Genomic DNA, 19,038 nt, shown 5'->3' with positions numbered 1-19,038 from the left:
CAGGGGAACCCGGCACATCAGTCAGATGACGGTGAGACTTCGCGAACGGCAGCCGTGCCGGCCGCGCGAGACATTCCCCCCGAGCACGTGGCCGGGCAGACCTCGCCGGACCGGCGACGCAGGGCGGACGGGAATGTTAAGTCATTCGACTGTTCCGCTCCGGGCGCATCCGGACAATCCTTGGTCAGGCCTGGTCCTGAGCCTTTCCGGAGGATCCGTGAACTCCACTCCCGTCGTCTTCATCCATGGCGCGTGGCTCCACGCGTCGTCGTGGGAATCATGGAACGGGCGCTTCTCCAGTTTCGGGTTCGCCGTCTGCGCGCCGGGCTGGCCTGGAGAACCCGCCACGGTGGGCGAGGCCCGCCGGCGTCCCGAGGCGCTCCAGGAGTTGGGGCTCGACGAACTCACGGATCACTACGCGCGCATCGTCCGCTCCTTCGACACCCCGCCCGTGATCGTCGGCCACTCGGTGGGCGGGCTCATCGCGCAGCACCTCCTCGGCACGAACGCCGGCCGCGCCGCGGTCGCCATCGCTCCCGCCCCGGTCGATCACGCGGCCGCCCCTGCGCCCGGGGAGCCGTGGCCGGTGTCGATGGACGCCGGGAGGTTCCGGCGGCTGTTCGCCAACGCGGTCACCGAGCAGGAGTCTGCCGAGTTGTTCGAGCGCCATGTCGTCCCCGGGTCACGCCGGCTGCTGGCCGAGCTGGGACATGGCGGCGCCGTACGGCACCCGCGGGCGGTCGTGGACCACGGCAACACCGGCCGCGGCCCGCTGCTGCTGATCTCGGGGCAGGAGGACCGGCTTGTGCCCGACCACGTCACCCGGGCCGTGTACAAGTTGTACGGCGACTCGACGGCCACCAGCAGCTTCAAGCAGTTCCCGGACCGGGCCCATTCGCTGGTCGTCGACAGCGGCTGGCGGGCGATCGCCGACTACGTACTGGTCTGGCTCGCCGAGCGAGGGGTGCGCGCCGACCCGTCGGAGTGGTGAAGAGGGTTCAGGCATCGCCGGCCTTGCCGAGAGCATCGCGCAGTGCGGCACGCGAGGTGATGCCCAGTTTCGGGAAGACGCGGTAGAGATGAGAGCTGACGGTGCGCGGGGACAGGTGCATGCGTTCGCCGATCTCCTTGTTCGTCAGCCCGCTTGCGGCCAGCTCCGCGATGCGGCGTTCCTGCCAGGTCAGCGTGGTCAGATGCGACAGCGACGCGCGGGCGGGCGCCCCTGAGGCGCGCAGCTCGGCCTGGGCGCGTTCGGCCCAGCCTGTGGCGCCGAGCCGTTCGAAGGACTCGGCGGCGCGGACCAGGACGGGTCGTGCGGCCCTGGGCCCCTGGGTGTGCCTGAGCCGGACGCCGTGGGCCAGGCGGATGCGCGCCAGTTCGAACGGGAAGCCGGCTCCGGCAGGGTGGGCCTCGGCCCGGGCGTACATGTCGTCGGCCTCCTTCTCATCGGTGGCCGTCATCGCCAGGGCGCCGTACGTGATGAGGGCCAGCCGGGGGGAGATGGCGGGCAGGCCGGCGTCGGAGGCGGCCTGGGCGTGCCTGCGGGCCTGCTCCAGGCGCCCGGTGTGCACGGCGGCCTCGACCAGGTCGAGCAGCGTGCGTGCGGCCTGATGGGCGCAGCGCTCGAACGATCCCGGCGGCGTGATGCCGATGGCGTACAGATAGGCGGCTTCGTAGTCACCCTCGCTCAGGGCCGCCGCCGTGCCGATGGCGTCGGCGATCTGGGTCAGGAATCCCACGCCGCGCGGGCGGGCCCAAGCGTCCAGGACGGCCTGCGACTCCCGGGCCCGTTCGACCTGGCCGCGCATGGCGGCCAGGAGCCCTAGATAGGCGCGGGTGTGATGGGTGAACAGCGCGTTTCCGCGGGACGTGGTCAGCTCCAGCGCACGTTGTCCCGTCCGTTCGGCGTCGTCCCACTCGCCGGCGGCCAGCTGGCCGAGCATGATCAGGTGCAGCATGGTCATGCCGTTGGCCACGGCGCCGGTCTCCACCTCACGGTCGACGGCCCGCTGCAGGTAGGGGCGGTACTGGTTCAGCGTGTCCACATGGTAGGCGGCGACGGCCAGGCGCGAGACGTCCCACGGTTCCAGCTCCGAGACGCCGGTGAAGGCCCGCTCGACGCGCTCGTGCACGCCCGCGCCGTGACGGACGACGTCGCTCCACGCGTCGCGGTAGATCGCCGAGCGCGTGTCGACTCGGTTCCCCAGAGCGTCCATGAGCTGGTCGGTGCGGTCCCACAGCACGGCGTCGCCCGCGTACTGGCTGATGGCCAGCAGCACGTTCACCAGCCGGGTGAGTTCTTCGGTGGGCTCGTGCACGCCGTCTTTTCGCAGGCTCTCGATCGCCGCCGCGACGTGGCGATGCGCGGAGCGTACGTCGCCGTCTTCGTACAGGGCCACGTAGGCGGAGGTGACGACCGTGGCGGGGGACTCGATCGCGCCCGGCAGCGAGTCCGAGCGGACGAGTTTCTGCGCCTGGTCCAGGAGCGCGGCATGTCCGGCGATGAAGGCGGCGTCGCCGAGCCGCCTGGAGCGGTCGGCGAGGCTCTCGCTCAGCTCCGCCGCGCGGGTCAGCCAGGCCACGGCCGCGACCGCGCCGCCGCGCCGGGTCGCCGAGTCGGCCGCGGCCTCCAACGCGGCCGCCACCTCCTCGTCGGGATCCACGACCGAGACCGCCAGGTGGCGGGCGCGCCGCTCGACGTCGTCGCGATGCACCCGCGCGAGCTCGGCGTGTGCCGCGCGGCGCTGGTTGGGGGTCGCCAGCTGAACGACGGTGGTGCGGATCAGCGGGTGCCGGAATACGAGGTCGCCGGTGGCGGGGTCGGTGTCCAGGAGGCCCGCCGCGACCGCTTCGTCGGCCCCGCGCATGCGGTAGCGGGCGCCGGGGGCACGGTTGCCGCCCGGTCCCGCCCCGACACCGTCGAGGGCGCCGCGCAGCAGTTCCTCGCGTACGGGACCGGGCAGCCGTTCGATGCGGACGCCGTAGACGTGCTGTAGACGGCGCGACAGTGGGATGTTGCCCAATCCGAGGCGTTCCTCGGCCGCGCGGCCGGTGTGGCCGCCGTTCAGGTAGGCGGGCAGCTCCAAGAGCGCCAAGGGGTTGCCCATGGCGTGCTCCAGGACGATGCGCCGGGTCTGCGTGTCGAGCTGCGGATGGCGCATATCCAGCAGGTGCCCGGCGGCCTCCTCCGACAGTGCCGCCACGGGGAGTTCGGGAAGCGCGGCCGTGTCGAACCGCGAGCCGACGTCGGACCGTACGGCGATGAGCATTTTCACGGATGTGCCGGTGAGCCGGCGCCCCACGAACCCGCACACCTCGGCGCTGGAAGCGTCCATCCATTGACCGTCGTCGAGCAACAGCAGAAGCGGTTTCTCCGATGCCGCCAAAGACAGCAGGTCGAGGACGGCGATGCCGAGGGACATGACCGACGGCGCCGTCCCCTCGCGCAGCCCGAAGGCGACGTCGAAGACGACACGGCGGCCTTCGCCGAGTTCGGCCGAGCGGGGCAGCAGCGAGTACAGAAGCTGGTGCAGGCCGGCGAAGGGCAGCTCCGCCTCCGCCTCGACCCCGGCGGCGCGGATCACCCGGTGGTTCTCCGCGGACGCGAGGCCGGCCACGTGGTCGAGCAGGGCGCTCTTGCCGACCCCGGTCTCGCCCCTCAGGATGAGGGCCTGCCCCCCGGCGGTCGTCATGAACGCGGACAGTTCCCCTTGGACGTCATCCCGGCCCACCATCGTCGAGACGAGCGACTCCACGCTTCCCTCATTTCTACAGGTATGGCCGATCATGAACACGTCATCGGGCCGATGCTGTAACTGCCTCATAGATGGTGCTCTTAATGGCGTAATGTCTCTTGAATTGTGACACTAAGTTCCGTCATGTGCTACGTGACGGGTATCTTGGGCGGGTGAGAGCAGACGCGACGCGCAACCTGGAACGCGTCCTGAGCACGGGCGCCCGCATGCTCGCCGACGACCCCTCGGTGACCGTCGCCGCCATCGCGGCCGCGGCAGGAGTGGACCGCCGCACCGTCTACCGCCGCTTCGCCTCCCGTGAAGACCTCATGGCCGCGGTCTACGCAGCGCGCTACGACGCGGTCGAGGAGGTCATCAAGGCCGCCAGGCTGCACGAGGCCCCGGTCGAGGTCGCACTGCATCTCTACGTCGAGGGCATCATCGCCGTCAACCGCACATGGCCCGTGGAGACGAGCCGTATGCTCCGCGAAGTGACGCTCCGCGAGCGCCGCCGCCTGATCGACGATGTCGACGCCTTCCTGCAGCGCGCGACCGACGAGGGCCTGCTGCGCTCCGACCTGCCGCCCGGCTGGGTGGCCACCGTCCTGCCGCCGCTGATGGAACAGGCCGCCGAGGAGTTGTCCGAGCTGAGCGCCGCGCAGGCCGCCGACGTCGTGGTCGACACGCTGCTGCGAGGCGTCGGCGTCCCACGGGCGCGCTGACCCCCACGGTGGTGGCGTGCGGGTCATCCGGACGTGGGGGAGAGGCTCCCGCTCGGTTGCCCGGGCGCCCACGAGGTGAGGATGCGCAGCGCGTCATCCGACGGCGAACCGGACTCGGCCGTGAGGATCATGAGGCGCTGTCCCGAGCCGTCGGGACTACTCCACGTGTCGCAGTCGAGGGTGAGATCGCCGACCAGCCGATGCCGGTAGCGCTTGGTGCCGTAGGCGGCGTTGTTGACGCGCTGCTCCGCCCACCAGGTACGGAAGTCGGCGTCCCGCACGGACAACTCGCCGACGAGCCGGGCGAGCTCCGGGTCGCAGGGATCGGCCGCGGACTCCATGCGCAGGGCGGCGACGGCGTCGCGGGCGTCGTGCTCCCACTCCAGGTGCATGCTCCGGATGATCGGGTCGGAGAACAGCAGATAGAGGTAGTTGCGCCGGTCCACCGGGAGCTGCGAGAAGTCGGTGTACAAGGCGGCGGCGCAGGCGTTCCACTCGAGGATGTCCAGCCGTTTGCCCAAAACGATGGCGGGGGTCGCGGTGAGCTGGTCGAGCAGGCGCCGCATGGCAGGGCGCACGCGTTGCGAGGGCTGGCGCCTGTGAGGCCGGGCGTCGGTCTTGCCGGCCAGTTGATACAGGTACCGCTGCTGGTCGTCGTCGAGGCGCAGTGCGCGGGCCAGCGTGGCGAGCACCGAAGCGGACGCTCGGACACGGCCCTGCTCCAGCCGTGTGTAGTAGTCGACGCTGATCGCGGCCAGCTGGGCGACCTCCTCACGGCGGAGCCCCGCGACCTTGCGCCGGGAGTCCTGCTCGGGCAGGCCGAGGTCCCGTGGGGCCAGTTGTGCCCGGCGGGCCTTGAGGAAGGCGCCGAGTTCGCCGGGGCCGGATGCGCTGGTCATGTCCTCCATTGTGCGGACCTGCGGTGGCGGGGATGAGGGGCAGGTTTTTTCCCAGGCAGGAACTCGCCGCTTTTGCCTGTCCAGGGTCGCGACGACTGTGGACACGTGCCCGGCATAGTGCCGGGCCGGCTGACCACTCGGAGAGTTCCGTGGCGAAGATCGACATCACCTTCCACAGCGCCGGTATCCCGCTCGCCGGCCATCTCCACCTTCCCGACACCCCGGTCGAGGGGCCGCGTCCGGCGATCGTCGTCGGACACCCCGGCACCGGTGTGAAGGAGCAGGCCGCCGGCCTCTACGCCCGCCACCTGGCCGAAAGGGGGTTCGTCGCGCTCGCCTACGATGCGGCCTTCCAGGGCGAGAGCGGCGGCGAACCGCGCGGCCTGGAGGACCCCGCGCAGCGGGTCGAGGACCTCAAGGCCGCCGTCTCCTTCCTGACCAGCCGCGGCGAGGTCGATCCGGACCGCATCGGCGTGCTCGGCATCTGCGCCTCCGGCGGCTACGCCCTCACGGCCACCGCGGGCGATCGCCGCGTCAAGGCCGTCGCCACCGTCAGCGCCGTCGACGTCGCCCGTCAGTTCCGCCTGGGTGCCGACGGCGCCCAGGACCCGGCCGTGTTCCTCGGCATGCTGGACGCCGCGGCCCACGCACGCACCGTCGAGGCCCGGGGCGAGGAACCGCCCGTCCTGACCCTCTTCCCTGACACCGTCGAGGAGGCCTACGCGCTCGGCGGAGAGCACGGTGCCGAGGGCTTCGAGTACTACCGCACCGAACGTGGCCGGCACCCCCGCTCAGCGGGCTTTCTCACCTGGAACAGCATCGACAGGATGGCGGCCTTCGACGCCTTCGCGCCGATCCCGCTGATCGGGGGCCGGCCGCTGCTCATGATCGTCGGCACCCGTGCCGTCACGTCCTGGATGAGCATCGAAGCCTTCCAGCGTGCCACCGGTCCCAAGGAGATCTACTGGATCGACGGCGCCAGCCACGTCGACCTCTATGACAAGCAGAATTACGTGGATCACGCCGTCGAAAGGATCGCCGGTTTCTTCGGCGAGAACCTGAGCCGGACGGCCTAGCTAGCGGGACGAGCGGGGGCGCCGCCACAGGCGGTTGGTCAGGAGCACGGCCACCGCCAGCCCCGCCGTGGTGAGGGCGCCGCCCTCGCCGACCATCCAGGCCGACCTGTCGTGCGCCGACGTCATCGCCTCGGCCACGAAGTACAGCGACGCGTTCACCGTGGCGTGGAACACCAGAACCGGCCAGATGCTCCGCGTACGCAGGCGCAGCCACACGAGCGGGAAGGCCAGCGTGACCGTCTGGAGCGTGAACATCAGCAGCGCGTACGGCACTGGCACGCCCTCCTCCACCGCCCCCGGCACGAACAGCATCAGGGGGTAGTGGAACGAGGCCCAGGCCAGGCCGAGGATCACCGCCGTCGCGGCGGGGCCCCTGCGCTTGGCGAGCCTCGTGACGAGCAGGGAGCTCCAGCCGAGCTGCTCGCCGAGCGCCAGGACGACGAACGGCACCACGCCGGGAACGAGGCCGAGCACCACGCCGAGCGCCGGGTGCAGCCCGGTGGACGCGGTGAGGTTGCCCGGGTCGAAGCGGGCGGCGCCGGTCAGCCAGGCCGTGCCGTACGCGAGGCCGGTGCCGAGGACGGGCACGGCCCACGCGGCGGCGAGCGTGCGCCAGGGCACCCGGTGGAAACCCCAGTCCAGGGCGCGGACACCGCCACCGGCCAGGCACGCGACGAGCGCGGCGAGCGCGGGCATGAACGCCTGGCTGTAGACGGCGATCTGGGTGCCGATCGGGGCGTCGCCGATCCGGTCGAGGTCGGCGCCCTGCGAGACGGCGAGGGCCACGACGGGCAGCACGAGGGCGGCCAGGGTGACGCCGTACACGGCGAGCCGCGGCTCGCGGGCGGCGGGAGCGGCGGCCTCGCTGGGGATGGCGGTTGACGTGTTCGTTCGCATGGGCCGATTCCAGCGTCCCGGCGGTCCCGTCCGCCTGAGGGCCGGGTCCCGTTCCCGTCCCGGCGTCCGGGCCCAAGGGGGTCCCGGGTGGGACGGGACCCGGGTCCCATTCCCTTCGAGGCGAGGAATGTCCAATGATGTCCTGATGCGAAGCGGTGCGTGGTCCCGATGGCTCTGGGCGATCCCCGTCCTGTGCGGGGCGGCCGTCGTCGCCGGCGTCGCACTCACCACGGCCGTGCCCGCGCCCGACACCACCTATCTGGTGCTGGACGCGGTCGTCGGCCTGACCTGCCCGGCGGTCGGCGCGCTGATCCTGTCGCGGTGGCCCGGGCACCCCATCGGCCGCCTGTTCTGCCTGAGCGGCGCCGGGCTGGCGCTCCAGGCGCTGTCCGGGGGATACGCCGCGTACGCCCAGCCGCACGGGCTGCCCGGAGCCCTGCTCGCCGCGTGGGTGACGAACTGGGTGTTCTTCACCGGTTTCGGGCCGCTCCTGCTGCTGCCGCTGCTGCTGCCCGACGGGCGGCTGCCGTCGCCGCGCTGGCGGCCGGTGCTGGTGGCGGCCATCGCCGCGATGGCGGTGCTCCAGATCATGCTCATGCTCCGCGACCGCGTCTGGGTCTGGGGACACGAGGTGCCCAGCTCCTTCGGGTTCGTCCCCACGGATCCCGTCGCGAAGGTCGCCTTCGGCGTGGTGGTGACCGGGCTGGCCCTGTCGGGGGTCGCGGCGCTGGCCACCCGGGTCACGCGCTCGGACAACAGGCGCCGCCTCCTGCCGGTGTTCGCGGCCGTCGTCGCGGTGGGGCTCTCGGTCGTCGCCGACAATCTGCTGCCGCCCGACCCGCCCGTGGGGGTGTGGCTGCAGGCCGCGGTACTGCCGCTGTTCCCCGCGGCCACGACGGTCTCGATCTTCCGCTACCGGCTGTTCGAGATCGAGGTGCTGATCCGGCGCACCGTCGTGTACGCGCTGGTCACGGTCGTGCTGCTCGGTGCCTACCTGGTCACCGTGGCCACGATCGGCACGCTCCTGCGAACCGGGAGCGGAGTCCTCCAGCCGCTCGCCGCCACCGCCGTCGTCGCGCTGGCGTTCGCACCCGTACGCGACGCCGCGCAGCGGGCCGTCGGCCGTCTGCTGTTCGGCAACCGGGGCGACCCGGCCGCCGCGCTGTCCCTGCTCGGCCAGCGCCTGGAGTCGTCGGCCGACCCGACGCGGCTGCTCGACCGCGCGGCGGAGACCGTGGCGCACACGCTGCGGCTGCCCGCGGTCGCCGTGCTCGCCGCAGACGGCACTCCGGTCTGCGCCGAGGGCGGCGTCCCCGGCGACGGCGTACGGCTGCCGCTCGTGGTGGGCGGACGCGTGGAGGGGGAGCTGCGCGCGGCCCCCCGTTCGCCGGGCGAAGCCCTGTCGGCGGCCGACCTGGCCGTGCTCGACGACCTCGCCCGCCAGCTCGCGGTCGCCCTCGCCGCCGTACGGCTCGCCACAGAGGTGCAGACGTCGCGAGAGCGGCTGGTCATCGCCAGGGAGGAGGAACGGCGCAGGCTCCGCCGTGACCTTCACGACGGTCTCGGGCCCGGCCTGGCCGCCATCGGCGTACGGCTCGACGTGATAGAGGCCACCGCCGCGGGCGTGTCGCCGGCCACGCGGTCGTCGCTGTCGGAGGTCAGGCAGCTCGTCCAGGGCCTCGTCGGCGACGTGCGGAGAATCGTTCACGACCTGCGGCCGCCGGCGCTGGACGAGCTCGGGCTGGCCGGGGCCCTGGAGGACCTGGCCCTGGACACGGAGGAGGCCGCGGAGGGCGGTCCGGCCGTCATGGTCCGGGTGCCGGAGCCGCTGCCCGAGTTGCCCGCCGCCGTCGAGGTGGCGGCCTACCGCATCGCTCAGGAGGCCCTGGCCAACGCCCTGCGCCACGCGCGGGCCCGGACCATCGAGATCGTCGCCCGGATCGAGCGGGACGGACTGGTCCTGCGCGTCAGCGACGACGGCCGGGGGCTGCCCGAGCCGCTCGTCGAGGGCGTGGGATCGGGCAGCATGAGAGAGCGCGCCGCGGAACTCGGCGGCGTGTTGCGCAGGACGTCCGCCTCAGGGGCGGGCACGACGGTGGAGGCGGTGCTGCCGCTGTGATCGATTCCGCGACCGATGCCAGGGCCGATCCCGAGGCCACCGAGCCGGTGCGCGTCCTGCTGGTGGACGACCACCCGCTGCTGCGGCACGGCCTGCGGGCGCTGCTCGAACAGGTCGGCGGCGCCGAGGTGGTGGGCGAGGCGGGAGACGGCGACGAGGCCGTCGCCCTCGCCCTGTCGCTGCGGCCCGACGTGGTCGTGATGGACCTGGTGATGCCGGGCACCTCGGGGATCGAGGCCACCCGCCGGCTGATCGACCGCGATCCCGGCCTCGGTGTGCTCGTGCTGACGATGAGCGAGGACGACGCGTCGGTGTTCGCCGCCCTGCGGGCGGGCGCGCGCGGCTACGTCCTCAAGGGCACGGGCGGGGCGGAGTTCATCGCCGCCGTCCGGGCCGTCGCGCGGGGCGAGGCCGTGTACGGCCCCGCGGTGGCCCGGCGCATCCGCAGGTTCCTGGCGCCGGGTCCGGCCGTCACGCCGTTCCCCGAGCTGACCGCCAGGGAGCGGGAGATCCTCGACCTGCTCGCGTCCGGCAAGTCGAACGCGGAGATCGCCCGCGCCCTGTTCCTCAGCCAGAAGACCGTGAAGAACCACCTGACGTCCGTCTTCGCCAAGCTCCACGTCGCCGACCGGGCGCAGGCCGTGGTCCGCGCCCGCCGCGCCGGCCTCGGCGAGTGAGCGGTGGGGGCCGACCGGGCTCAGCGCTCGGCGAGGACGATCACGGAGTCGCCGGGCGTGAACGTCACCGCGCGGGACCGGTCCGGGTTGAGCACGATGCCGTAGTGGGGCGGCGTCCCGGACCTCGCCGCCACGCGGTAACCGATCGCGGTCTCGCCACGCCGCAGGGCCGACTCCACGATCGTGCGGAAGGCGACGGGCACGCCGGTGGTCACGTAGTCTCCCACGGGCCGGGGATAGACCTCCGAGCCCGCGGAGTCGAAGAGGTAGCCGAAGACCTCGGCGAGGTGCGGGTTCTCGGCGAGCTGCGCGAGCAGCAGGCCGATGACGGTGTCGCTGATCACGATGTCGTCGGCCTCGGTGACCTCGGCGAGCGCCCGGTTGTTCTCGTCGTGCATCTCGCTCACGATCGAGTACTTCTCCCCGAGGGTCGCCTGCATGTCGCGCAGTTGCAGCAGCGTCATCAGCGTCCGGGTGTCGGCGTGGCGGGGATCGTACCGGTCGTCGGAGAGCACGATGACGTGCTGGTAGACGCCGACGCCGAGGGACTCCAGGGCGTACCTGTCGGTGGCGTCGCACTCCTTGACGTTCACCGTCAGGTTGCGCAGGTCCGCCAGGCCGGTGCCGGCGCCGGGGTGGTCGCCGGCGACGTCGAGCACCGATCCGGGGGTCACGTAGCCGTCCAGGTAGCGGATGATCCGCGCGGCCCGGCCGTTCCAGCCGAGCATCAGGGTCCGCTCGGCGGCCGGCTCCGGGGCCGTCGCGGGAACGATGTGCCGTTCGTCCGCGGGAGCCGTGCCGTTCGCCAGGCGGATGAGCGAGTCGTCCTGGGCGAGCACGACGATCTCGTCGGATGCCCCGATCACCGTGTCCGTCGGCGGGTTGAGCACCACACCGCCGGGTGTGCGCACGCCGAGGACGGTCGCGGTCGCGTACGCGTCGAGGGCCTCTCCGTACGACCTGCCCGCCAAAGAGGGATCGCGGCGCAGGTAGATCTCGCCGCCGTCGAAGTTCAGCAGGTCCATGCAGACGACGGACATGCCGGACTGCCGGGACGACTGCACGATCAGCCGGGCGGCGATGTCGTCGCTGTCGACCAGGTGGACGCCGGGCCCTCCGGCCAGCCGGGCGGCGGCCATGTTGCGTGAGGAGGCGATGGCGGCGATGACCGGAGGATGGTCCCCGGCCCGCTTGGCCAGGGCGAGCAGGGTCTTGATGACGTGCGCGTCCGGGTCGTCCTTCTCGGGGGACAGCACCACGACCGTGCGCGCGGTGCTCAGGCTCAGCAGGTCGAGGTCGGTCGGCTCGGTGGGCCGGCCGGTGCGGCACACCAGGCGCGTCTTGCCCGTGTCGCCCACCCGGGCCCGGATGGCGTCCTCCATGGCCGGCTTGTCCCTGTCGGCCAGGATCGCGATGACCGAGCCGTGCTGGCTGGCGTGCGCCTTCGCGAGTTCGGAAACGATCGTGTAGAGCTGCTCGGACCAGCCGAGGATGACGGTGTGGCCGCTCTCGATGACGCGGGAACGGCCCTTGCGCAGCTCCTCGATCTTGCCCCGCAGACCGGCGGAGAGCACGCCCACGAGGATGCTGACGATGAAGATGCCGCCGAGGGACGCCCCCAGCATGATCGCGAGGAAGGGCGCCGTGCCGGCGTCTCCGGCGATCTTGCCCGGGCTGAGGGCGTGCATGAGCGACAGCCACAACACTCCGGGCCAGCCGTCGTGCCGTAACGCCTCGTCGGGGGTGAGCCACATCGTCAGCGCGCTTACGACCACGATGAGCACCAGCGACACCAGGGCCAGCCAGCCGATGAGGGCGCCCGTGCCCTTGGCCATGGTGTTGTCGAACCAGTAGCGCGCACGCTCTTTGACCGTGGCTTTTGACACCCGCATCCCCCGCACGTGATCGGTAAACGTCAGACATAGTAGAAGCGACTAGGCTTCACCGTGTGACGGAACTGGTGCTCGCCTCGGCCTCGCCCGCCCGCCTCGGTGTGCTTCGGGCGGCCGGGCTCGATCCCAAGGTGATCGTCAGCGGCGTCGACGAGGACGCGATCACGGCCGGCACCCCAGGGGAGCTGTGCCTGAAACTGGCCGTGGCCAAGGCGGACGCCGTCTCCCGGACGCTCCCCGACGGCATCGTGATCGGCTGCGACTCGGTGCTCGAACTCGACGGCGTCGCGTACGGCAAGCCGGGGACGCCGGAGAACGCGGTGCGCCGCTGGCACATGATGCGGGGCAGGACCGGCCGGCTGCTGACCGGGCACTGCGTGGTCGACGTGGCCGGCGGCCGCAGGGTGTCCGAGGTGGCGGCGACCGTGGTGCGGTTCGGCACGCCGTCGGACGAGGAGATCGAGGCGTACGTCGCCAGCGGGGAACCGCTGCGCGTGGCGGGGTCGTTCACGCTCGACGGCCTGGGCGGCTGGTTCGTGGAGGGCATCGAAGGCGACCACGGGAACGTGCTCGGCATCTCGCTGCCCCTGCTTCGCCGCCTTTTCGCCGATCTGGGCGTGCCGGTGACGACCTTGTGGCGCTAGCCTGCCCGCCATGAGTGGCATCGGGCGGCCCGCCGGACGGCGCGGCGTCGGCGGTTTCGCCGAGGGAGTCGGTTTCTGCTTCCGGGGTCTCGGTTGGGTCGCCCGGCATCCCCGCTGGTGGTTGTTCGGGCTGATCCCGGCCCTGATCGCCCTGGTGCTCTACGCCCTGGCGCTGGTCTGGCTGGGCACGCACGCGACCGACGTGGCGGCCTGGGCGACGCCGTTCGCCGACGACTGGGGCTGGCGCGACGGGTTCCGCACGCTGGTCGGCGTGATGATCTTCGTGGCGGGTCTCGCGCTCGCCGTGCTGACGTTCACCGCCGTCACGCTCGTGATCGGCGACCCGTTCTACGAGAAGCTGTCGGAGCGGGTCGAGGAGGACCTCGGCGGGCTTCCCGGCGGCGGTGACCTGCCCTTCTGGGCGTCCCTGTTCCGATCGATCCGCGACAGCCTCGTCACGCTCTGGTGGGTCCTGCTGTTCTCCGTGCCGTTGTTCGTGCTCGGCTTCGTGCCGGTCGTCGGGCAGACCGTGGTGCCCGTGGTGGGGGCGTTCGTCTCCGGGTTCTTCCTCACGGTCGAACTGACCGCCCTGGCAATGGAACGCCGGGGCCTGCGGCGCAAGGAGCGCTTCGCCCTGCTCCGGTCGAACATGTCCGTCTCGCTCGGGTTCGGTGTGCCGCTCTTCCTCGCGTTCATGGTGCCGCTCGTCAGCGTCGTCGCGATGCCCGGTGCGGTCGCCGGCGCCGCCATGCTTGTCCGCATACGGCTGGCGCCGGCGACCGCGCCGGGAGATCCGGCACGGGGACATCAGGCACGGGGAGATCAGGCACCGGGGGGTCAGGCCAGGGACACGAGACCGGCGTAACCGGAATTCCACATGTCCTCGACTCCGTCCGGCAGCAGCAGGACGCGGTCGGGGCGCAGGGCCTCCACGGCCTTCTCGTCGTGGGTGACCATCACGACGGCGCCCTGGTAGGAGGCGACCGCCGCCAGCACCTCGTCCCGTGACGCCGGGTCGAGATTGTTGGTGGGCTCGTCGAGCAGCAGCACGTTGGCCTGCGAGCTGACCAGGGTGGCCAGCGCCAGACGGGTCTTCTCGCCGCCGGACAGCACGCCCGCGGGCTTGCCCGCGTCGTCCCCGGCGAACAGGAACGAACCGAGGATCCGGCGCACCTCGCCGTCGCCCAGGTGCGGCGCGGCGGCGGCGAGGTTCTGGGCGACGGTGCGCGCCGGGTCGAGCGTGTCGTGCTCCTGCGCGAAGTAGCCCAGCCGCAGACCGGGCCCGTGCACCACGCGGCCCGCGTCGGGGCGTTCCCGCCCGGCCAGGATCCGCAGCAGCGTGGTCTTGCCCGCTCCGTTGAGACCGAGCACGACGAGCCGGCTGCCCCGGTCCACGGCCAGGTCCACCCCGGCGAGCACCCGCAGGTCGCCGTACGCCTTGGTCAGGCTGATCGCGCCGAGCGGGGTGCGGCCGCAGGGGGCGGGCTCGGGCAGCCGGATGCGGGCGACCTTCTCGGCGCGGCGGACCGGCTCCACCGCGGCCAGCATGCGGTCGGCCCGGCGTGCCATCTCCTTGGCCCGTACGGCCGTCGCCTTGCCGGCGCGCATCCTGTCGGCCTGGGCGTGCAGCGCGGCGGCCTTGCGTTCGGCGACCGCCCGCTGCCGGGCGCGCCCGCGCTCGGCGGCGTCGCGGTCGGCCAGGTAGGTGCGCCAGCCGGTGTTGTGCACCTCCAGCGCGGCCCGGTCGGCGTCGAGGCGCCAGATCCTGTTCACGGTGTCGTCGAGCAGCGCGGTGTCGTGGCTGATCAGGACCAGCCCGCCGGTGCGGCTCGCGAGGAACGACCGGAGCCAGGCCACCGAGTCGGCGTCCAGGTGGTTGGTGGGCTCGTCGAGCAGCAGCGTGCCCTGTCCGGCGAACAGGATGCGGGCGAGTTCGACCCGGCGGCGCTGCCCGCCGGACAGGGTGCCGACCCGCTGGGTCATGACCCGGTCGGGCAGGCCGAGCCCGGCGGCGATGCGGGCGGCCTCGGCCTGCGCGGCGTACCCGCCGCGGGCCTCGAACTCCGCCTCGGCCCGGACGTACCGCCGCATCGCCTGCTCCTGCAGGGCGGGGTCGGCCATGGCCGCCTCGGCGGCGCGCAGCGCGCGCTCGGCCTCGTCGAGGCCGCGGGCCGACAGGATGCGGCCGGCGACGGTGAGGGACGGATCGGCCGCAGCGGGATCCTGCGGGAGATAGCCGACCTGGCCGGTCCGGGTGATGGTGCCCGCGGCCGGCTGCAGTTCGCCGGCCAGGGTCTTCAGCAGGGTGGTCTTGCCCGCGCCGTTGCGGCCGACCAGGCCGACGCGGTCGCCGGGGGCGACGTGGGCGGTGACGTCCGACAGCAGGAGACGGGCGCCGACGCGCACGTCGACACCGCGAAGGGTGATCATTTGATGACGCTCCGGAGAAGCTCAAGGACACACGGGTGGCGTGGAAGCGGGTGTCCGAGCTAAGAGATCCGGGGCGTAGACATGGCGCCGAGTGTAGGCCGCGTGCCCTGCCCGGTGCCAACGGTTTTCCGGCTGCCCGGTTGTCCACAGGAGGACGGCTGTCCCCAGAACGCGCTTCGGTCGTCGTGGGGGCGTGTCCCTCCGGCGAGGCTTGCGGCCATGACGATCCCGAAGCTTGTGCTCTCCTCGCCGGCGGACATCCTCGCCGCCGTGCCCTACCTCGTCGGGTTCCACCCCGCCGACAGCCTCGTCGTCACCGGCGTCGCCGGCCCGGAGGTGCGGCTGACGACGCGCTGGGACCTGCCGGTCGCCTCCGGGGACCTCGACCGGCTGGTCACGCTGCTGCGCCGCGAGTCGGTGACCGCCGCGTTCGTCGTCGGCTACGGTCCCGGCGCACTGGTTACCCCGGCCGTCGACACGGTGACCCGGCTGCTGCACGCCGGAGGCATCCGGGTGGCCGAGAGCCTCCGGGCCGAAGGCGGTCGCTACTGGTCCTACTCCTGCGGCAGCGCGACCTGCTGTCCACCGGAGGGCACGCCGTACGACACCGAGCGCAGCCACGTCGCCGCCGAGGCCGTGATGCACGGGCTGGTCGCCCTGCCCGACCGGGGCAGCCTGCGGCGCTCGGTCCAGCCGTGCGGCGGAGCGGCGATGCGGCAGGTCACCCTCCGCGTCATGGCCGATCTGCGGGCCATGCCCGAGCCCGGGGGCCCGGTCGCGGACGAGATGGCCGCACGGTTCGTGGCCGAGGGGCTGACGCGGGTGCGCAGGGCCATCGGCCTGTACGACTCGGGGGGACGGCTGGACGACGAGGGCGCCGCCCGGCTCGGGCTCGACCTCGCCGTGGTCAGGGTGCGCGACGAGGCGTGGGCGTTGATCGACGACCGGGACGCGCACATCGCGCTGTGGCGCGACCTCACCCGCCGGCTGGCGCCGGGCCACGTCGCGCCCGCGGCCTCACTGCTGGCGGCCGCCGCCTGGCACCGGGGGGAGTGCGCGCTGGCCGGGATGGCGCTGGAGCGGGCGCTCGCCGCCGACCCCGGCTATTCCATGGCGCTCCTTCTCCGGCAGGCCCTGGCGCACATGATGTCCCCTGCCATGCTCCGCGACCGCATGCCGACCCCGGAGGAGCTCGACGACGAGATGGGGCCTCCCCGGGCGATCTGGCTCGCACCGCTGCGCGCCCTGCTGGCCCGGGACCTGCCCGGTCCGGTCTCCGCGGCGGCCCCGGGCGGCCGTCAGACCGGGTCGCCGCCCTGAGCCTGACGACGGCGCTCGTTGTAGGCCCGCATCCGGGCGGGATAACCGGTGAGCTGCACGTCGTACACCGGAAGGGCGAGATCCCTGGCGACCTTGGCGATCACGGCGGGAGCTCCGACGCGGCGACGGGTCCACTCCCCGTCGTGTGCCACGGCCACTGCGGTGGTGTCGGTCGCGAAGGTCTCGGGTTCGACGTAGAACTCGACTCCACGCCGGGTCTTGGCGAACTCGATGAGAGCCTCGATGTCGGCGTCGGTCGCCTCGCGGTCGAACTTGGCCACGCGGGCCCCCCGGCGCCGCCGGAGCCCGTAGCGATCTCGCCATCTCATAGTGCTTGTATACATCGCCGTGGATCACGATGGCGTTAAGTGAACGGTCTCGGGGCGATGTCGGGGATGTCCCTGATGCCGCCGGGTGCGTACGCGGCACATGATGGAGGCAGACTCGAAGAGAGCCGAGCAGTCGATCGACGGAAGGCGATGCTGTGATGCCCGCGGCAGCGACACCACCGTGGCCGGGCCGTGCCCCGATGCCACACCCTCAGTTGCGCGTTACCAACCAGGACCGCGAACAGGTGGTCGAGCACGTCAAAGCGGCCTACGCCGAGGGCAGGCTCGACAAGCACGAGATGGACGAGCGGCTGCACCTGGCGATGACCGCGCGCACGCACGCCGATCTCGTGCCCATCATGAACGACCTGTACGGCACCCGCCCGGCGTACGTCCCCCGGCCGCCTTCGTACCGGGCCGCGGCGGTCCCGGACGGGGGAGACCGGGTCGGGGCGGCGGCCTCGCACCTGTTCGCGCTGCTGGGGCTGTTCATCATCGGCCCGCTGCTGATGATGGTGACCGCGGGGCGGACGTCCCCCTACATCAGGAAGCACGCGGTGGAGTCGCTCAACTTCCACCTCACCGTGCTGGGGGCGACGGTGCTGCTGCCGTTCACCGTCGTCGGCGTCGTCCTGCTGCCGGTCATCTGGGTCGTCGGACTGGTCCTGTGCATCGTCGGCGGGGTGTCGGCGCTCGCCGGCACCGAGTTCCGCTACCCGCTGACCATCCGCCTGATCAAGTAAATCGTGGAGTGACTGCGGGTCAGGGCATGAGCGCGCGGACCGCGGCCACGGTGTCGGCCTCCTCGGGCCGCTTGTCGGGCCGGTAGCGCAGCACGCGGGCGAACCGCAGCGCCATGCCGCCGGGGTAACGGCTCGATCGCTGCACGCCGTCGAAGGCGATCTCCACGACCAGCACGGGCTTGAGCGTGACGACGTAGCCGTCCACCGGCCCCTCCGCCAGCCGCAGGAACTGCTCGGTCTGCCAGGTCAGCAGTTCGTCGGTGAGGCCCTTGAACGTCTTGCCGAGCATCACGAAACCGCCGGTCTCCGGGTCGTAGGCGCCGAGGTGCAGGTTGGACAGCCAGCCCCGGCGCCGGCCGCTGCCCCATTCGGCGGCCAGCACGACCAGGTCGAACGTGTGCCGTGGCTTCACCTTGACCCAGCCCGCCCCCCGCCGGCCCGCGGCGTACGGCGTGCGCAGCGACTTCACCACGACGCCCTCGTGGCCCCGCCGTACGGCGTCGCCGAAGAACGCCTCGGCCTCCTCGGCGTCCGCCGTGACGAGCCGAGGGGTGATCAGCTCGGCCGGGACCGCGGCCTCCAGCGCGGCGTGCCGCTCCTCGTCCGGCAGGTCGAGCAGGTCGGCGCCGCCCACGCGCAGGGCGTCGAAGAAGAAGACGGTCAGCGGCACGGTCGCGCGCAGCGACGCGACGTCGGTCCTGCTGGCCACCCGGCCCGAGGTGACCTGGAACGGCTCGGGGCGGCCGTCCGGGCGCAGCGCGATGACCTCGCCGTCGAGCACGAGATCGGTCCCGGGCAGGCCGAGCACGGCCTCCACCAGCTCGGGGACCTGCGCGGTGATGTCGTCGAGCGTGCGGGTGAAGACGGCGACCCGGTCGCCCGACCGGTGGGCCTGGACCCGCACGCCGTCGAGCTTCCACTCCACGGCGGCAGGGACGCCGGCCTTCTCCAGAGCGGCGGTCACGCTGGGCGCGCTCTGCGCGAGCATCGGCGCCACCGCCCGCCCGACCTCCAGGTGGAACGCCTTCAGCTCCGCGACGCCGCCGCGCAGCGCGGCCGCGCCGACGGCGGGCAGCGAGCCGCGCAGGGTCAGGGCCCGGCGCACCTCGGCCGCGGGCACGTTCGCGGCCATGGCGACCGCCTCGATCATCACCCCGTTGAGCGCCCCTTGGCGCAGCTCGCCCGTCAGCAGCCGGTGCAGGAACGACTGCTCCTGCCGGGTGAGGGCGCCGAACAGCTCGCCGAGCAGCTCCCGGCGCGCGGCCTGGGAACCGGCCCCGGACTGCGACTTGACGCGTTCAAGCAGCGCGTCGACCTGCGTCAGGGTCGCCGTGGCGATCTGACGCGGCTCGGGGAGGTCGGACAGGCTTCGCCAGCCCACCCCGATCTGGCGCTGCGGCAGCTCGCCCGACAGGTAGGCGATGGCGATCTCGGCCTCGTCCGGGCCCACCCTGCCGAGCAGCTCGGCGAGGTGCCTGATCTTGGCGAGCCGCGCCGAGTCCGCGGCGACGGCCGCGGACGTCCTGGCAAGGTCGATCAGCAACACACCGTAATCC

The 19,038-nt window shown here is 72.5% G+C and carries 16 protein-coding genes; 9 read left to right on the top strand and 7 right to left on the bottom strand.

The features are described from left to right. Window positions 1-217 precede the first annotated feature (217 nt). Window positions 218-991: an alpha/beta hydrolase gene (locus IL992_RS25820; protein ID WP_193205952.1), complete on the top strand. Its 774-nt coding sequence runs from the start codon at window positions 218-220 to the stop codon at window positions 989-991. Window positions 992-998: 7 nt separating this feature from the next. Here IL992_RS25820 and IL992_RS25815 read toward each other — a convergent pair whose 3' ends face one another. Then, the gene (locus IL992_RS25815; RefSeq protein ID WP_319018820.1) at window positions 999-3,755 is read right to left on the bottom strand and encodes a helix-turn-helix transcriptional regulator; all 2,757 of its coding nucleotides are present in this window, start codon (window positions 3,753-3,755) and stop codon (window positions 999-1,001) included. A gap of 152 nt (window positions 3,756-3,907) precedes the next feature. Here IL992_RS25815 and IL992_RS25810 point away from each other — a divergent pair, with 152 nt between their 5' ends. Then, on the top strand, window positions 3,908-4,456 hold the full coding sequence (locus tag IL992_RS25810; RefSeq protein ID WP_193205951.1) for a TetR/AcrR family transcriptional regulator: 549 nt from the start codon (window positions 3,908-3,910) through the stop codon (window positions 4,454-4,456). Window positions 4,457-4,479: 23 nt separating this feature from the next. Here the strand turns inward: IL992_RS25810 and IL992_RS25805 are convergent, their stop codons facing one another. Then, complete coding sequence (locus tag IL992_RS25805) at window positions 4,480-5,355, bottom strand: helix-turn-helix domain-containing protein (protein WP_193205950.1); 876 nt, start codon at window positions 5,353-5,355, stop codon at window positions 4,480-4,482. A 149-nt stretch (window positions 5,356-5,504) separates the two neighbouring features. On the opposite strand from IL992_RS25805, the gene IL992_RS25800 reads away from it, so the two are divergent. Further along, a complete protein-coding gene (locus IL992_RS25800) occupies window positions 5,505-6,431 on the top strand; it encodes an alpha/beta hydrolase (RefSeq protein ID WP_193205949.1) in 927 nt (308 codons plus the stop codon). Here IL992_RS25800 and IL992_RS25795 read toward each other — a convergent pair whose 3' ends face one another. Next, the gene (locus IL992_RS25795; protein WP_193205948.1) at window positions 6,432-7,328 is read right to left on the bottom strand and encodes a CPBP family intramembrane glutamic endopeptidase; all 897 of its coding nucleotides are present in this window, start codon (window positions 7,326-7,328) and stop codon (window positions 6,432-6,434) included. It lies immediately after the preceding gene. A 145-nt stretch (window positions 7,329-7,473) separates the two neighbouring features. Between IL992_RS25795 and IL992_RS25790 the strand changes: the two genes are divergently transcribed. Together IL992_RS25790 and IL992_RS25785 are read left to right on the top strand one after the other, a co-directional pair. Beyond that, the gene (locus IL992_RS25790) at window positions 7,474-9,447 is read left to right on the top strand and encodes a sensor histidine kinase (protein ID WP_193205947.1); all 1,974 of its coding nucleotides are present in this window, start codon (window positions 7,474-7,476) and stop codon (window positions 9,445-9,447) included. Then, window positions 9,444-10,124, top strand: a complete 681-nt coding sequence (locus tag IL992_RS25785) for a response regulator transcription factor (protein ID WP_319018819.1) — start codon at window positions 9,444-9,446, stop codon at window positions 10,122-10,124. Before IL992_RS25790 ends, IL992_RS25785 begins: the two co-directional genes overlap by 4 nt. Window positions 10,125-10,144: 20 nt before the next feature. Here IL992_RS25785 and IL992_RS25780 read toward each other — a convergent pair whose 3' ends face one another. Beyond that, window positions 10,145-12,010 carry a CASTOR/POLLUX-related putative ion channel gene (locus IL992_RS25780; RefSeq protein WP_193205946.1) on the bottom strand — a complete coding sequence of 622 codons (1,866 nt, stop codon included), beginning with the start codon at window positions 12,008-12,010 and terminating at the stop codon, window positions 10,145-10,147. A 62-nt stretch (window positions 12,011-12,072) separates the two neighbouring features. On the opposite strand from IL992_RS25780, the gene IL992_RS25775 reads away from it, so the two are divergent. Beyond that, window positions 12,073-12,660: a Maf family protein gene (locus IL992_RS25775; RefSeq protein ID WP_193205945.1), complete on the top strand. Its 588-nt coding sequence runs from the start codon at window positions 12,073-12,075 to the stop codon at window positions 12,658-12,660. A gap of 10 nt (window positions 12,661-12,670) precedes the next feature. Beyond that, entirely contained in the window at window positions 12,671-13,525 is an 855-nt protein-coding gene (locus tag IL992_RS25770) for an EI24 domain-containing protein (RefSeq protein WP_193205944.1), read from the top strand. Here the strand turns inward: IL992_RS25770 and IL992_RS25765 are convergent. Next, a complete protein-coding gene (locus tag IL992_RS25765) occupies window positions 13,498-15,090 on the bottom strand; it encodes an ABC-F family ATP-binding cassette domain-containing protein (protein WP_193205943.1) in 1,593 nt (530 codons plus the stop codon). The two genes, IL992_RS25770 and IL992_RS25765, sit on opposite strands and share 28 nt — an antisense overlap. A 219-nt stretch (window positions 15,091-15,309) precedes the next feature. On the opposite strand from IL992_RS25765, the gene IL992_RS25760 reads away from it, so the two are divergent. Continuing rightward, window positions 15,310-16,410, top strand: a complete 1,101-nt coding sequence (locus IL992_RS25760; protein ID WP_193205942.1) for a DUF4192 domain-containing protein — start codon at window positions 15,310-15,312, stop codon at window positions 16,408-16,410. On the opposite strand, the gene IL992_RS25755 is transcribed toward IL992_RS25760, so the two are convergent. After that, window positions 16,389-16,739, bottom strand: coding sequence for a hypothetical protein (locus IL992_RS25755; RefSeq protein WP_193205941.1), 351 nt, complete (start codon window positions 16,737-16,739; stop codon window positions 16,389-16,391). The two genes, IL992_RS25760 and IL992_RS25755, sit on opposite strands and share 22 nt — an antisense overlap. Window positions 16,740-16,939: 200 nt before the next feature. Here IL992_RS25755 and IL992_RS25750 point away from each other — a divergent pair, with 200 nt between their 5' ends. Beyond that, a complete protein-coding gene (locus IL992_RS25750; RefSeq protein ID WP_193205940.1) occupies window positions 16,940-17,482 on the top strand; it encodes a DUF1707 and DUF4870 domain-containing protein in 543 nt (180 codons plus the stop codon). Between the two features lie 19 nt (window positions 17,483-17,501). Here the strand turns inward: IL992_RS25750 and IL992_RS25745 are convergent, their stop codons facing one another. Continuing rightward, a complete protein-coding gene (locus IL992_RS25745) occupies window positions 17,502-19,028 on the bottom strand; it encodes an ATP-dependent DNA ligase (RefSeq protein WP_193205939.1) in 1,527 nt (508 codons plus the stop codon). Window positions 19,029-19,038 lie beyond the last annotated feature (10 nt).

Source organism: Microbispora sitophila, assembly GCF_014892245.1.
GTDB lineage: Bacteria > Actinomycetota > Actinomycetes > Streptosporangiales > Streptosporangiaceae > Microbispora > Microbispora siamensis.
Note: the sequence above shows the minus strand (reverse complement) of the source record. Positions and strands in the feature narration are given on the sequence as shown.

What these genes read in the sequence shown, in the direction of transcription:
- IL992_RS25790 (WP_193205947.1), top strand. Translation starts at nt 7,474, where the DNA reads ATGCGAAGCGGTGCGTGGTCCCGATGGCTCTGGGCGATCCCCGTCCTG.
- IL992_RS25795 (WP_193205948.1), bottom strand. Translation starts at nt 7,328, where the DNA reads ATGCGAACGAACACGTCAACCGCCATCCCCAGCGAGGCCGCCGCTCCC.
- IL992_RS25765 (WP_193205943.1), bottom strand. Translation starts at nt 15,090, where the DNA reads ATGATCACCCTTCGCGGTGTCGACGTGCGCGTCGGCGCCCGTCTCCTG.
- IL992_RS25755 (WP_193205941.1), bottom strand. Translation starts at nt 16,739, where the DNA reads ATGAGATGGCGAGATCGCTACGGGCTCCGGCGGCGCCGGGGGGCCCGC.
- IL992_RS25750 (WP_193205940.1), top strand. Translation starts at nt 16,940, where the DNA reads ATGCCACACCCTCAGTTGCGCGTTACCAACCAGGACCGCGAACAGGTG.
- IL992_RS25760 (WP_193205942.1), top strand. Translation starts at nt 15,310, where the DNA reads ATGACGATCCCGAAGCTTGTGCTCTCCTCGCCGGCGGACATCCTCGCC.
- IL992_RS25770 (WP_193205944.1), top strand. Translation starts at nt 12,671, where the DNA reads ATGAGTGGCATCGGGCGGCCCGCCGGACGGCGCGGCGTCGGCGGTTTC.
- IL992_RS25805 (WP_193205950.1), bottom strand. Translation starts at nt 5,355, where the DNA reads ATGACCAGCGCATCCGGCCCCGGCGAACTCGGCGCCTTCCTCAAGGCC.